Consider the following 13,263-nt stretch of genomic DNA (forward strand, 5'->3'; position numbering starts at 1 on the left):
TCTCCCCGTAACTCAATGCCAACCATGATCCCCTCCACAAAGAGTGTCGATTATTCCAAAAGGGAATCACAAACAAACCCAAAGAGAAACCCGCAAAACACGAGTCAGAATCTGGGCGATTTGGTATAATATGAGTCCCTGTTTCAACGCCGAAAGGCAGGAGGAACCTATGGGTACGAAAAAGGGTGGAAACCGCGTTACACGACGCCAGTTTCTGGCTCGGTCAGGCAGCCTCGCATCGGCTGCGCCAGCCGTCACTTTGTTGATCTCTGCAGCGTCAACACCAAGCGCAGCGGTCGCACAGTATTTCAATCTCGAAACTGCGGAGCCAGACGCAACATTTGTCGATCCGGATCAGTTCTCTGACGAAGAATGCTGTGACCGGACTCTTTTTGAGGAATTGAGAGACATATTCTTCACCAGGAGAGAAAGTGGACTTTCTCCGGGTACTTGTGTATGTCCCCCCAGGGGCTAGTGGTACAAATCTTCCAATATATACATGACTTTTTTCGGTGAAATTATTCGATCTGAGGATCAAACTGGTTCTGGATCTCAATAACATCCCCCCAAGGTTCAGGCTGTCGTGCGAAAGACGAGGATCTCGTTCTGCGGGACGCTGTTGAGGGCACCCGCCCAATCATCAAGGATCAATGATGACACCAGGTCGCCGCACCGCAATGACGGACGCGAGGCCTTTCCACCGGTAGAGCTGCGCCTGACTTTTCGCTCAGGAAGGCGCTTTACGCCGCCCCAGGCTCAGGCGCGGCCCTGTTTCGGAATGGGGCCGATCCGGGCGATCGGGCAACGGGTACAACTTAGAAAGGCGGTGGCCCGGAATTCACACCAGGGAGTGCGCTGTGGCTGCCTCGTGCGTTGTTTCTGTGACACGCCCCGGACATCCGCCGCTGCCACTGCTCCATTTAAAAAAATCAATATTCCAGCGTGCCGGACATGACACGGCGGGCGGTGCCGGAAATCGTGATGGCGCCCTCTTTCACATGCACGTCAATCCGGCTGGGACGGCCCATGTCGACACCCTGGGACACTTCCAGGTTTATCGAATGGCCGAGACGCTCTTCTAACAGCGCTCCAAGCGCGGCGGCGGCACTGCCGGTGGCGGGGTCTTCCGGAATGTTGTCCAGCGGCGCAAACATGCGGGCTTCGACCATATGGGCGTTGCGCACATAGGCCAGTTGGGCGAAATCCATACTGTCGGGCCAGGTCTCAGCGCCCTGGCGGAACGCGTCGGTATCGGTGCGGATCCGGGCCAGCGCATCGCGCGACGTCAGTTCAGTAATGACAAAGGGCAGCCCGACAGAGGCGATCTGTGGTGCATGGGTGGCGGTGGTGATCTCGTCCACATCCAGCCCCAGACACTGCGCCACCAGCGCAGGATCAGGCGTGCCTGACTTTTTCAGCGGCACTTTGGTGGTGAAACTGGCCTGGCCATCTTTGACCCGCGCCGGGATCGGACCGACACCAAGCTCGAGGATCATTTCCCCCGGCGTGCCCATATCGGCCAGTGCAATGGCGGTGCCGATGGTGGGATGGCCGGCAAAGGGGATTTCCATTGTCGGGGTGAAAATGCGCATCTTTGCGGTGTGTTCCGGGTTTTCTGCCGGGAACAGAAACACGGTCTCGGAAAAATTAAACTCACGCGCGATGCGCTGCAGGTCGTGTTCCGGCAGTGCTCCGGCATCCAGTATCACCGCCAGCGGGTTGCCGCCAAACACCTGATCGGTGAACACGTCATAGACTACATAATGGGTCATCACATCAGCTCCGGTTCACGGCCAAGACGTTTCGCCAGGGGCGCCACTGTCAGCCCCTGCACGATGATTGAAAAAATCACGATGATATAGGTCGTGGTCAGGATCAAGGGTTTCCATTCGCTGTCCGGCAGGCTGAGCGCCAGCGCCACCGAGATGCCGCCCTTGAGCCCGCCCCAGGTCATGATCGGGATCACCCCGGGGGAAAATTCGCGAAACGGGCGCAGCATCAGCACCGGCACCGCCACTGCGGTGAGCCGCGCCAGAAGCGCGAGGCCAATGGCCAGCACGCCGGCCAGCACCGCATCGGCGTCAAAGGCCACCGCAAAGACTTCAAAGCCGATCATCAGGAACAGCACCGCGTTCAGGATCTCATCGATCATCTTCCAGAACGCATCGACATATTGGCGGGTCTCTTCTGACATGCCGTATTTGGTGCCCACATCCCCGATCAGCAGTCCGGCGCAGACCGCCATGATAGGCGCGGAGAAATGCAGCGAATCCGCCAGCACGTAACCGCCAAGCGCCAGACCCAGAGTAAGCAGCACCTCAAGGGCATAATCATCGATGCGTTTCATGACCTGAAACACCAGCCAGCCCGACACCACGCCCAGCACAGCGCCACCGACCGCTTCCTGGAAAAACAGGCTGGCGGCATCGCCGAGGGCTGAGCCTTCGCTTTCGCCTTTTGGAAAGGCCAGCCCGACCAGCACCAGGTAGACCACATAGCCGACACCATCGTTAAACAGGCTTTCTCCGGCGATCTTGGTTTCCAGCGTTTTGGGCAGGCTGGCCTGGCGCAGAACGCCCAACACCGCCACCGGATCGGTGGGGGTGATCAGCGCGCCAAACACCAGCGCCACCAGCAGTGGCATGCCGGTGATCCAGCTGAAGCCAAACCCGACCACCGCAGTGGACAGGCCAACGCCGATTGTCGCCATCAGCACCACCACGCTCCACTGGGCGCTCAGGTCGCGCAGCTTCACATGCAGCGCGCCGGCAAACAGCAACAGACCCAGCATGCCTTCCAGCAGCGCCTCAGAGAAATTCAGCCCGCTGACCAGTTCGCGCATAGTGTCCGCCATGCCAAGCGCAGGCAAAGCAGCGTCCAGCCCAAGCACGCCCGCAGAGGCCACCAGCGCCACCACCAGAATGCCGATGGACCCCGGCAGTTTCAGAAACAGATAGTTGATGGCGCCAAAGGCACCGGCCAGCACAATGAGAAGCGAAGTGATTTGCAGAATATTCATTGGTTCAGTTCTTTTGTTGGCCCGGTTTCAAAACAGCTAGCATATTGCTGGGACTGACAAAACCGGCGTCGGGTTCAGGGCGTGCTGCCGTCTTATGCACGTGACAAATGCAGCGCACCGCCCGGTGGCCCGGTGGCCCGGTGGCCCGGGGCAGCCTGGGGCGATGTCGGACCGCGTGGGGCAGGGCAGCTCTGACGGCTGCTCACGCCGTTTTGCGATGGTGACGGATAGGACGCCCGGCGTTCAGGTGCCGCAGAATGTATTGGGCACCACCTGTTCAGGTGTTGGTGGCAGGGCCAGGTCCGCGTTGGCTGTGTCCAGCTCGTAAGGCGTTGCCAGCGCGGCATTCAGCCGGTGGAACAGAGTGAAATCTCCGCCCTCCGCCTGCGATATCGCCGCTTCAATCTGATGATTGCGCGGGATGACGGCCGGGTTCGCCGCCTGCATGCGCGCTTCGGGATTCGTTTCACGCTGCACCCGGTCGCGCCAACTGGTCTCCCAGACATCAAACGCGGTGGGATCGTCAAATTCCTGCCGTGCGTCGCCCCCGGCCAGGGCGTGGAATGTATTGGTGAAATCAGCATTTTGGGCCTGCATCAGTGACAGCAGACCGTCAATCAGCGCGTCGTCTTCCAGGCCAGCCTCAACAAGGCCGATTTTGGCACCAAACTGGCGGCGCCAGTGGCGCTGGTAGCGATCGGGAAAACTGTGGATGATCGCGGTGGCCTGTTCGATGGCAGCGGTTTCTTCGCCCATCAGGGGCAGCAGGCACGAGGCGAACTGAGCCAGATTCCACGGCGCGACCAGCGGTTGCTGACACCAGGCGTAACGCCCGAACTGGTCTATTGAGCTGAAGACTTTTTCGGCGTGAAAGGTATCCATAAAGGCGCAGGGCCCATAGTCGATGGTTTCGCCAGACACCGCCATATTGTCGGTGTTCATCACCCCGTGGATAAAGCCGACCGACATCCATTGCGCGATCAGACCGGCCTGGGCCTCAAGCACCTGATCCAGCAGGCTTATGGCGTCGGTGGCGGTCGGATAATGGCGCTCGATCACATGATTGGTGAGGAGTTGCAGCGCCTCTACATCCTGGCGCGCCGCGAAATACTGAAAGGTGCCGACGCGGATATGGCTGGCGGCGATGCGGGTGAGCACCGCGCCGTCGCGCCCCTGTTCACGCTGCACGCGTTCGCCGGTGGACACGGCTGCCAGGGCGCGGGTGGTCGGAATGCCAAGCGCATACATCGCCTCAGACACCAGATATTCGCGCAGCACCGGCCCCAGCCAGGCACGGCCGTCACCGCCGCGGCTGAACGGGGTGCGCCCGGAGCCTTTCAACTGAAGATCGCGGCGGCCCTCTGCGCCAACCACTTCCCCCAGCAACACCGCACGCCCGTCGCCAAGTTGCGGCACCCAGCCACCGAACTGATGCCCGGCATAGGCCTGAGACAGCGGCGCTGCGCCCTCTGGTATCGCGTTGCCGGCCAGCATTTCGACGCCCTCGTGGCTGCGCAATTCAGCCGGATCGATGCCCAGTTCACGCGCCAGGGCGTCATTGACCACAATCAGTTCGGGCGCGGCCACTGGCACCGGCGCCTGAGGGGCAAAAAACCGGTCCGGCAAGCGGGCATAACTGTTGTCGAATTCTATGGTCAGCGGCATTGGTTTTCCTGGTCTTTCTGCGCGTTCCGGCGGGTTACAGCCGCCGGATCAGTTCCGGAGCGCCCTCATCGGCGCGAAACAGGGCGCGGTAAAATAGTTTTTCACATGGGCGCAGCCAGGGCAAGGCAGAGACGCGCATTGCCACAACACCGTGACCGGACAGGGCAGAGGCCAGCGAGCCAAGAACTTCACCGCCCATGCCGCGGCGACGCAGTTTCTCGCGGATAAAGAACTCTTCCACCGAGGCGGTGATGCCGCCCATGGCAAAGGAATAACCAAAGCTGAGCGCGATATAGCCAACCGGTGCGCGGCGGATGCCGATCAGATAGACCACTGCCAGCGGCGTGCCGTCCAGCACCGGCGTCAGCATCGCCAGTCGCGCGGCCTCATCGCTTTGCTGGCCGATATGATCGTGGAAGGTTGCCACCAGAGGTTCGAGCTTTGCCAGATCGTCTGGTCCCGCCAGATGCAGCGCCGCGCTCACAGCCGCGCCAGCCGGCTGGTCAGCAGCTCAAAAAAGCCCGCCGCGTCCACATCGCCGATAAATGTGGCATTGGCGGGCCGTTCCGTGACACCCCACCAGTCGGCGACGGTCATGCCGAGAGTCAGTTCAGACTGTGTTTCGATTTCGACATTGATAAAGCGGCCTGCGAACAGGTCGGGTTTTAACAACCAGGCGATCACCGTCGGATCATGCAGCGGCGCCCCGGCAGAGCCGTATTTTTCCATATCAAAACGCTCAAAAAAATGTGTCCAGGCGGCGACCGTCTTGCCGGTATCGCTGCCAAGCGCAGCAAAAGCTTCGGCGCGGTCCGCATCTACCAGGACTTTGTGGGTCACATCCAACGGCATTACCGTCAGTTTGACGCCAGAGCCAAATACGATCGCAGCGGCGTCGGGATCGACATAGATGTTGAATTCGGCTGCCGGGGTGATGTTGCCGACCTCAAAATAGGCGCCGCCCATCAGCACCACTTCGGCCACCCGGCCTATAATGTCAGGGGCGCGATCAAAGGCGGTCGCGATGTTGGTCAGGGGGCCCAGGGCGCATAGGGTGACACTGCCGGGTGCGTGGCGGCGCAATTCATGAATGATGAAATCTACCGCATGCATCTCCTGCAATGCCATTACTGGCGCTGGCAGATCAATGCCATCCAGTCCGGTTTTTCCATGCACATGTTCCGCCGTCACCAGCGCCCGTTTCAACGGTGCGTCGCACCCGGCATAGACCGGCACGTCGACTTTATGGGCCACCTCGCAGATTTTGCGTGCATTCACATGGGTCAGCGCCAGTGGCACATTGCCGGCCACTGCGGTGATACCCAGCAGTTCAAGCTCCTCCGGGCTGGCCAGCGCCAGCAGGATAGCAACCGCATCGTCCTGGCCCGGATCGGTGTCAATTATGATTTTACGTGGCGATGGCATCACGTTTCCTTGCGGCAAAGACAGGTTGGCAAGACAGTGCCTGGCACGGCGCGGCTTGTCCAGCACCTCTAACCGCTTGGCGCCGGAAGAACCAGTGTATCAAAGCTTTAGCCCGGGCAATAAAAAACGCCGCCCCGGTGTGGGACGGCGTTTTCATGTGGTCATGTGTGACGGGTCAGCCGTCGAAATCAACTTCTTCGGTGATTTTCAACGCGGTGCCGCGCAGCCGGGCCAGATCCATCAGATTGGCGGTGTCTGCGGTAAATTCACCCCAGCCCGAGACAATCTCGGATGGTTTGGACCCAGGCGCAATCGGGTACTCAAAATTGGCCTCGGCATAGATTTCCTGCGCTGTTGGCGAGGTGAGGAATTCCATGAACTGAAGCGCTTCGTCCTGGTTTTTGGAGGCTTTGGTCATCGCCACACCAGATACGTTCACATGGGTGCCAGCATTTTCAAAGGTCGGGAACACGAGGTTGACGGAGTTGGCCCAAGCCACCTGCTCAGGGTCGCTCAGCATCTGGCCCATGTAATAGGTGTTGCCGATGGCGATGTCGCATTCGCCAGCCCAGATGGCTTTGACCTGGGCGCGGTCGTTGCCCTGAGGTTTGCGTGCCAGGTTGGATTTCAGCCCGGCAAGCCAGGTTTTGGCGTCCTCTTCACCCTGCTGGTTGATCATCGCCGTGGTCAGCGCGATGTTATAGGCGTTGGTGCCGGAGCGGGTACAGATGCGTCCGGCCCATTTTGGGTCAGCCAGATCTTCATAGGTGGTGACTTCGCCCTCAGCGACGCGGTCCTTGGAAGCGTATACAATGCGGGCGCGGGTGGTCAGACCCCACCACTGGCCTTCGGGATCGCGGTATTCGGCCGGCACGTTTGCCCGCAGCGTTTCGGAGTCGACCGGCTGGGTCAGACCGGCAGCAACCACGCCGGCCAGACGCGAAATATCAACGGTCAGCAGCACGTCAGCAGGGGAGCGTTTGCCCTCGGCCTGCAGCCGTTCAACCATGCCTTTTTCCAGGAAGGCAACATTCACTTTGATACCGGTCTCGGCGGTGAATGCATCGGTCAGCGGAGCGAGCAATTCAGGCTGGCGGTAGGAGTAAACATTGACTTCTGCAGCCATAGCTGGTGCGGCGGCGGTCACGGCCAGCGAGGCCAGAAGAAGAGCACGAATGGTCATTTTTAAATCCTTAGTGTTTTTGTCGGGACGCTTAAACCCGAGTCTTTTACTTTGGTCAAGGGGGAATTCTCATTCGCATGCATCTGCCCCGAGCCAGCCCGCGGCCTGACTGCTATCTGCTTACTCCGCCACCGCTTTTTCCGCTGCTTTTACCGCATTCCACAGCGCGTCCATTTCATCGAGATCGCTGTCCTGCGGCGTTTTGCCCTGTTCCGCCAGCCGGTCCTCAATGGCGCCAAACCGGCGTTCGACCTTGGCATTGGTGCGGCGCAGCGCTTTTTCCGGGTCCACATTCATATGTCGCGCCAGATTCGCCACCACAAACAACAGATCGCCGAATTCAGCTTCGACCTCATCCTGGCTCAGATGGTCCCGCGCTTCGACAAGTTCTTGGGATTCCTCAACAATCTTGGCAATCACATCGCCAGTATTGGCCCAGTCAAATCCCACCCGCGCCAGGCGTTTTTGCAGTTTTAACGCCCGCAGAAGCGCCGGCAGCCCCAGCGCCACCCCGTCCAGCGTGCGTTCTTCACCCCGTGCGGCGCGTTCCTGTGCTTTTTGCACTTCCCAGTCGCGGGTTTGCTGCTCTGAGGACTTTTTGACCTCTTCATCGCCAAACACATGCGGATGCCGGTCGACCATCTTGTCGGAAATCTTATGGGCGATACTGTCAAAGCTGAAGGCACCGGTATCACTCGCGATCTGGGCGTGGAACACGGTTTGCAACAACAGATCCCCCAACTCGCCTTCCAGGTCCTGCACGTCGCCGCGTTCAATCGCATCTGCGACCTCATAGGCCTCTTCAATGGTATAAGGCGCGATGCTGGCCCAGGTCTGCTCAATATCCCAGGGACAGCCGGTGTCGGGATCGCGTAAGCGCTTCATAATCTCCAGCAACCGGGTGATACCATCGTGGGATCTGTCATAAATCGTCATTGCGCTGCCACTTGAATTAGGGAAATGTCTGCCCCTGTTATCTTCCAGGATGAAAGGTCTGTCCACATGCCCGTTTTAAACCGTATCGCCGGATTCGCACCTGAAATGTCTGAGTGGCGCCAATGGTTGCACCGGCACCCGGAATTGGCGTTTGAGCTGCCGGAAACGTCGGGTTTTGTGGCGCAGCGGTTGCGCGATTTTGGCGTGGATGAGATCCATGAGGGCATTGCCACCAGTGGCATCGTGGCGCTGATCCATGGCAAAGAGGCCAGCGACGCCCCGGCGATCGGGCTGCGGGCCGATATGGATGCGCTGCCGATCATGGAGGCCACCGGGCTGGACTACGCCTCTGATAACCCGGGCAAAATGCATGCCTGTGGCCATGACGGCCATACCACCATGCTGCTTGGCGCGGCGCGCTACCTGGCAGAAACACGCAATTTCTCCGGCACTGTGGCACTGATTTTTCAGCCCGCCGAAGAAGAGGGCGGTGGCGCCGGGGTCATGGTGGAAGAGGGCGTGATTGAGCGCTTTAACATCGGTCAGATCTATGGGCTGCACAACCGGCCCAACGTGCCCCTGGGGGATTTTCAGACTTCCTCCGGGCCGCTGCTGGCGGCGGTGGATACGTTTGACATCCATATTGAAGGCCAGGGCGGTCACGCCGCGCGGCCGCACCAATGCGTGGATCCGGTGGTGGCGGCGGCCTCCATGGTGATGGCGCTGCAGACCATCGTGTCGCGCAATGTGCCGCCAATGGAAAAGATCGTGATCTCGGTGACCCAGATCCACACCGGCAGCAAAGACAATATCGTGCCGCAGCAGGCGTATATTCAGGGCACCGTGCGCAGCTATTCAGAAGACGTACAGGCGCTGGTGATGCAGCGGATGCATGAGATTGTTGACGGCCAGGCCGCCAGTTTCGGCGTAAGCGCGAAGCTGGATTACGCCACCGAATACCCGGCAACGGTCAATCACCCGGAGCAGGCCCGACTGGCGGCGGATATCGCTGCAGATCTGATGGGAGAAGACCGGGTCGAGCGGGAAACGGAAGCGGAAATGGGGGCAGAGGATTTCGCCTATTTCCTGAAGGCCCGTCCAGGCGCTTATCTGTTTCTGGGTCAGGGCGAGAGCGCCGGGCTGCACCATCCGCAATACAATTTCAACGACGAGGTGGCCCCGGTCGGCGCTTCGTTCTTTGCGCGCCTGGTCGAAAAGCTGGCACCTGCGGGCTGAGCGCAATCAGTGCGCTGATGGAGAGTTAATTTGGCGAGGACCAAAGCACTATCTGGCGAGCAACTGATCCACCGCTGCGCCGGGAAGCCCCTGGCCCAGCGGGTCAAAACAGCCGTCATTGAACATCGCGGTGGCGGCGTCATGAATGACTTTGTGGGTGACACGTGCCAGCGATGAACCAATTGAGATGCGCGCCACGCCATGTCTGGCGAAATCGGCGCGGCTGAGTTCGGTGAAACGCCCGGCCGCCAGCGCGTTGACCGGCTTTTGGATCGCTTTGCAGATGATGGTCAGATCCGCCGTATGGGGGGGCATCGGCAGGTACAGGCAATCGGCCCCGGCGCTGTCAAAATCCAGCAGCCTGGCAATGCCTTCTGCTAGATCATATTCTCCGTTGTCCACCCCGTCTGCACGTGCCACCAAAACGAAGTCTTTGCGCAGGCTGCGCGCAGCGGACGCTGCCGCTTTGATGCGTTCCACCGCAAGTTCGCGGTCATAGGGCGTGGCGGAGGGCAGCGTGGTATCTTCAATCGAGATGCCGGCCAACCCGACTTCGGCAGCCATGCGCACCGTGTCCGCCACCGTGTCTGGATCATCGCCAAAGCCGTTTTCGAAATCTCCTGACACCGGGATGTTGACGGCAGCGACGATGTCCTGGGCGTGGGTCAGCGCCTCCTGGCGTGTGACCGAGCCCATGTCCGGGCGGCCAAGAGTAAAGGCGTGCGCCGCCGAGGAGGTGCCGATGGCTTCGGCCCCCAGCGCGGCCAGCATACGCGCCGAGCCTGCGTCCCATGCATTCGCGAGGATAAATGGATCACCGGGTCGGTGCAGATCGCGGAAAGACACGTGCATCACAGCCTCCTTTGGCCGGGACGATTACCCGGCGGCTTGCAGGGCGCGTGCGCGGGCAAATGCCAGCATCCGGCCCAGAGCCCCGGTCAGGGTGTCGTCATCAACGGTAAGGGCAACGCGGAGATGCCCCGCAGCGGCCTGACCAAAGCTTTCCCCTGGCATTGTGGCAATTTTTTCCTCTTTCAGCAATCGCAGAGCAAAATCAATTCCGCTCATACCCGTGGCCCGGATATCCAGCATCTGATACATCGCCCCCATAGAGGGCACCGCGCGGACCACGTCCTGGGCTGCAATCAGCGGCTGGATCAGGGCGCGGCGGCGTTGAAACGGCGCGGCGATATCCTCTTCAAAACTGCGGCCCTGCTGTAGCGCAAACAAGGCGGCATCCTGAATATACCCCGGCACGCCATAGGTGGTGTTGATGGCCAGCTCTGCCATATGGCTGATGGCCGCTTCCGGCCCCACCACCCAGCCAATACGCGAACCGGTCATGGCGTGGCTTTTGGACATCGAGCCGATCACCAGGGTGCGCTCTTCCATCCCGGGCAGCGTGCGCGGGCTGATGTGGGAGCCGTGCCAGACCTGGGTGTCATAGACCTCGTCTGAGATCAGCCAGAGATCGTTCTCCTGACAGGCGCGGGCAATATTGTTCAGCGTTTCAGCGGAGTAGACCACGCCGGTGGGGTTGTTCGGGCTGTTGACCAGCAGCGATCTGGACCCTCTGGTGGACGTGGACAGGGCTGCATAAGACGGTTCAAAATTGTGCTCTGCGCGGGCCATGACCGGGCGGGGGACTGCGCCGACAGACCGGATGGTGCCGGGGTAGGTGGCATAATAGGGATCAATGAATGCGGCACTGTCGCCGGGATCACAGGCCAGCATATGCGCCGCGAACAAAGCGCCCTGGCCGCCGGAAGTGATCAGCACATTCGCGGCGCTGGTGGGGACGCCGGTCCGTGCCTCTACCCGCGCAGCGACGGCCTGGCGCAGCGCATCGGTGCCCGACATTGCGGAATATCCGGTATGGCCGTCCACGGCGCTTTGGTGCAGGTGGCTCAGGATGGCCGTATCGGTGGCAGTATCGTGTTCGCCGATAGTCAGTTCGACGACGCTTTCGCCCGCCAGTTTCATCTCGCGGGCACGGTCAAAGACCTCCCAGCTGTTGGATGCGTCGGGATTGATGCCACGGATACGTTGGGAAAGCTGCATAGGTGCCTCGTGTAGAACTAATGACCCCCAACAGGCCACAGCCGGGCTTTTGCTGTCAAATCAGCGATTTTGATCGGAATGCTTCAGCAAATGCGATGAGTTGCCAGGTGTAGGCGCGGGCAGAGGCACAGGCGCAGTGCCTGGTCGCGTCCTGTTGCGGGCTTGGCAGACCGCGCCCATGCTGCTATCGATGTCATATGACCCGAAGCACAACCATTATTTGTTGCATTATTCCCTGCTGATATCGTCACGCAGGCCGGTCTTTTCTTTTCTATTGTAAGTGAAGTTGCTAAAGCCTGCGGGGACACCCGAAGGAGCTGACATGACCGAAATCCGGCTGAGCAATACCAGAACGCGCAAGAAAGACGTGTTTACCCCGATCGACGCGCAGAATGTACGCATGTATGTCTGTGGCCCGACGGTCTATGACCGGGCGCATCTGGGCAATGCCCGGCCTGTGGTGGTTTTTGACGTGCTGAACCGTTTGCTGCGTCATGTTTATGGCGCTGAGCATGTCACCTATGTGCGCAATTTCACCGATGTGGATGACAAGATCAACGCCGCGGCTGTGGCCCGCAAACAAGCGGGCGCGCCAGGAACACTGGAAGAGTTGGTGCAGCAGCGCTCTGATGAAACCATTGGCTGGTTCCTGAAGGACATGGGCGCACTGGGCGCGCTGGAGCCCGATCACGCGCCGCGCGCCACCGCCTATATCCCGCAGATGGTGACCATGACCCAGGAGCTGATCACCAGGGGCCACGCCTATGAGGCCGAGGGGCATGTATTGTTCGCGGTCGAAAGCTACAAAGACTATGGCAAGCTGTCGGGGCGCTCCATTGACGATATGATCGCCGGCGCACGGGTGGAAGTGGCGCCCTACAAACGCAATCCGATGGATTTTGTGCTGTGGAAACCGTCAACCGATGAGCTGCCGGGCTGGGACAGCCCCTGGGGGCGCGGCCGGCCCGGCTGGCACATCGAATGTTCAGCGATGTCTTATGAGCTGCTGGGCGAAACATTTGATATTCACGGCGGCGGCAATGATTTGCAGTTCCCCCATCATGAGAACGAGATCGCGCAAAGCTGCTGTGTCCATCCGGAGAGCAAATTCGCCAACTACTGGCTGCACAATGAGATGCTGCAGGTCGAGGGCAAGAAGATGTCCAAATCGCTGGGCAACTTTTTTACCGTGCGCGATTTGCTGGACCAGGGTGTGCCCGGCGAAGTGATCCGCTTTGTCTTCCTGCAGACCCATTATGGCAAACCGATGGACTGGACCGACGAGAAGGCGAAACACGCTGAGGCTACATTGCGCAAGTGGAAAGGTCTCGTCGCGGGCATCGAGCCCGCGCCAAGCCCTGCGCCGGAACTGCTGGCAGCGATTGCCGATGACCTGAACACGGCCGGCGCCATCGCGGTGATGCACCGTCAGGCCAAAGACGGCGCGGGCGCGGCATTGCGGGCGTCGCTGGACTTCCTCGGCTTCGATCCGTCTGTCGCCGTGGAGCCCGTTACCTCCGCGGTGTCTGACCGGTTGGAGCATTTGCGCGACCGGCTTGAAACATTGCGGTCTAATGCAATGGCAACAAAGGACTTTTCTGAAGTGGATCGTTTGAAGGCGGCGCTGGTGGAGGCCGGATTTGAAGTTCGTATTTCCAAAAAGGGTGTTGAGGTTCTTGCCTCCGGCCAGATTGACACTTCAAAGTTGGACGCCTTGTGCGAATGATCCTGCCGTGCA

11 protein-coding genes are annotated in these 13,263 nt (G+C 60.0%); 2 read left to right on the plus strand and 9 right to left on the minus strand.

What is annotated here, in order from left to right; all coding sequences use genetic code 11:
* Nucleotides 1–929: 929 nt before the first annotated feature.
* The 7 genes from DWA01_RS17390 to mazG form a co-directional block, all read right to left on the minus strand.
* Nucleotides 930–1,772 (minus strand): PhzF family phenazine biosynthesis protein, encoded by an 843-nt coding sequence (locus DWA01_RS17390; RefSeq protein ID WP_114287078.1) that lies wholly within the window; start codon nt 1,770–1,772, stop codon nt 930–932.
* On the minus strand, nt 1,772–3,019 hold the full coding sequence (locus DWA01_RS17395; protein WP_114287079.1) for a cation:proton antiporter: 1,248 nt from the start codon (nt 3,017–3,019) through the stop codon (nt 1,772–1,774). The genes DWA01_RS17390 and DWA01_RS17395 overlap by 1 nt, the downstream gene beginning before the upstream one ends.
* Nucleotides 3,020–3,262: 243 nt before the next feature.
* Complete coding sequence (locus DWA01_RS17400; protein WP_114287080.1) at nt 3,263–4,684, minus strand: protein adenylyltransferase SelO family protein; 1,422 nt, start codon at nt 4,682–4,684, stop codon at nt 3,263–3,265.
* A 34-nt stretch (nt 4,685–4,718) separates the two neighbouring features.
* On the minus strand, nt 4,719–5,168 hold the full coding sequence (locus DWA01_RS17405; protein WP_114287081.1) for a GNAT family N-acetyltransferase: 450 nt from the start codon (nt 5,166–5,168) through the stop codon (nt 4,719–4,721).
* The gene (locus DWA01_RS17410) at nt 5,165–6,109 is read right to left on the minus strand and encodes a nucleoside hydrolase (RefSeq protein WP_114287082.1); all 945 of its coding nucleotides are present in this window, start codon (nt 6,107–6,109) and stop codon (nt 5,165–5,167) included. The genes DWA01_RS17405 and DWA01_RS17410 overlap by 4 nt, the downstream gene beginning before the upstream one ends.
* Nucleotides 6,110–6,284: 175 nt before the next feature.
* Nucleotides 6,285–7,292, minus strand: coding sequence for a Fe(3+) ABC transporter substrate-binding protein (locus DWA01_RS17415; protein ID WP_114287083.1), 1,008 nt, complete (start codon nt 7,290–7,292; stop codon nt 6,285–6,287).
* Nucleotides 7,293–7,412: 120 nt separating this feature from the next.
* On the minus strand, nt 7,413–8,228 hold the full coding sequence (mazG, locus tag DWA01_RS17420; protein WP_114287084.1) for a nucleoside triphosphate pyrophosphohydrolase: 816 nt from the start codon (nt 8,226–8,228) through the stop codon (nt 7,413–7,415).
* A 66-nt stretch (nt 8,229–8,294) separates the two neighbouring features.
* Between mazG and DWA01_RS17425 the strand changes: the two genes are divergently transcribed.
* Entirely contained in the window at nt 8,295–9,464 is a 1,170-nt protein-coding gene (locus DWA01_RS17425; RefSeq protein ID WP_114287085.1) for a M20 aminoacylase family protein, read from the plus strand.
* 48 nt (nt 9,465–9,512) lie between these two features.
* Here DWA01_RS17425 and DWA01_RS17430 read toward each other — a convergent pair whose 3' ends face one another.
* A complete protein-coding gene (locus DWA01_RS17430) occupies nt 9,513–10,316 on the minus strand; it encodes an isocitrate lyase/PEP mutase family protein (RefSeq protein ID WP_114287086.1) in 804 nt (267 codons plus the stop codon).
* Nucleotides 10,317–10,340: 24 nt separating this feature from the next.
* A complete protein-coding gene (locus DWA01_RS17435; protein WP_114287087.1) occupies nt 10,341–11,525 on the minus strand; it encodes a pyridoxal phosphate-dependent aminotransferase in 1,185 nt (394 codons plus the stop codon).
* Between the two features lie 322 nt (nt 11,526–11,847).
* On the opposite strand from DWA01_RS17435, the gene cysS reads away from it, so the two are divergent.
* The gene (cysS, locus tag DWA01_RS17440; protein WP_114287088.1) at nt 11,848–13,251 is read left to right on the plus strand and encodes a cysteine--tRNA ligase; all 1,404 of its coding nucleotides are present in this window, start codon (nt 11,848–11,850) and stop codon (nt 13,249–13,251) included.
* The last annotated feature ends 12 nt before the right edge of the window (nt 13,252–13,263 follow it).

The organism is Candidatus Halocynthiibacter alkanivorans (genome assembly GCF_003333265.1).
Lineage (GTDB): Bacteria > Pseudomonadota > Alphaproteobacteria > Rhodobacterales > Rhodobacteraceae > Halocyntiibacter_A > Halocyntiibacter_A alkanivorans.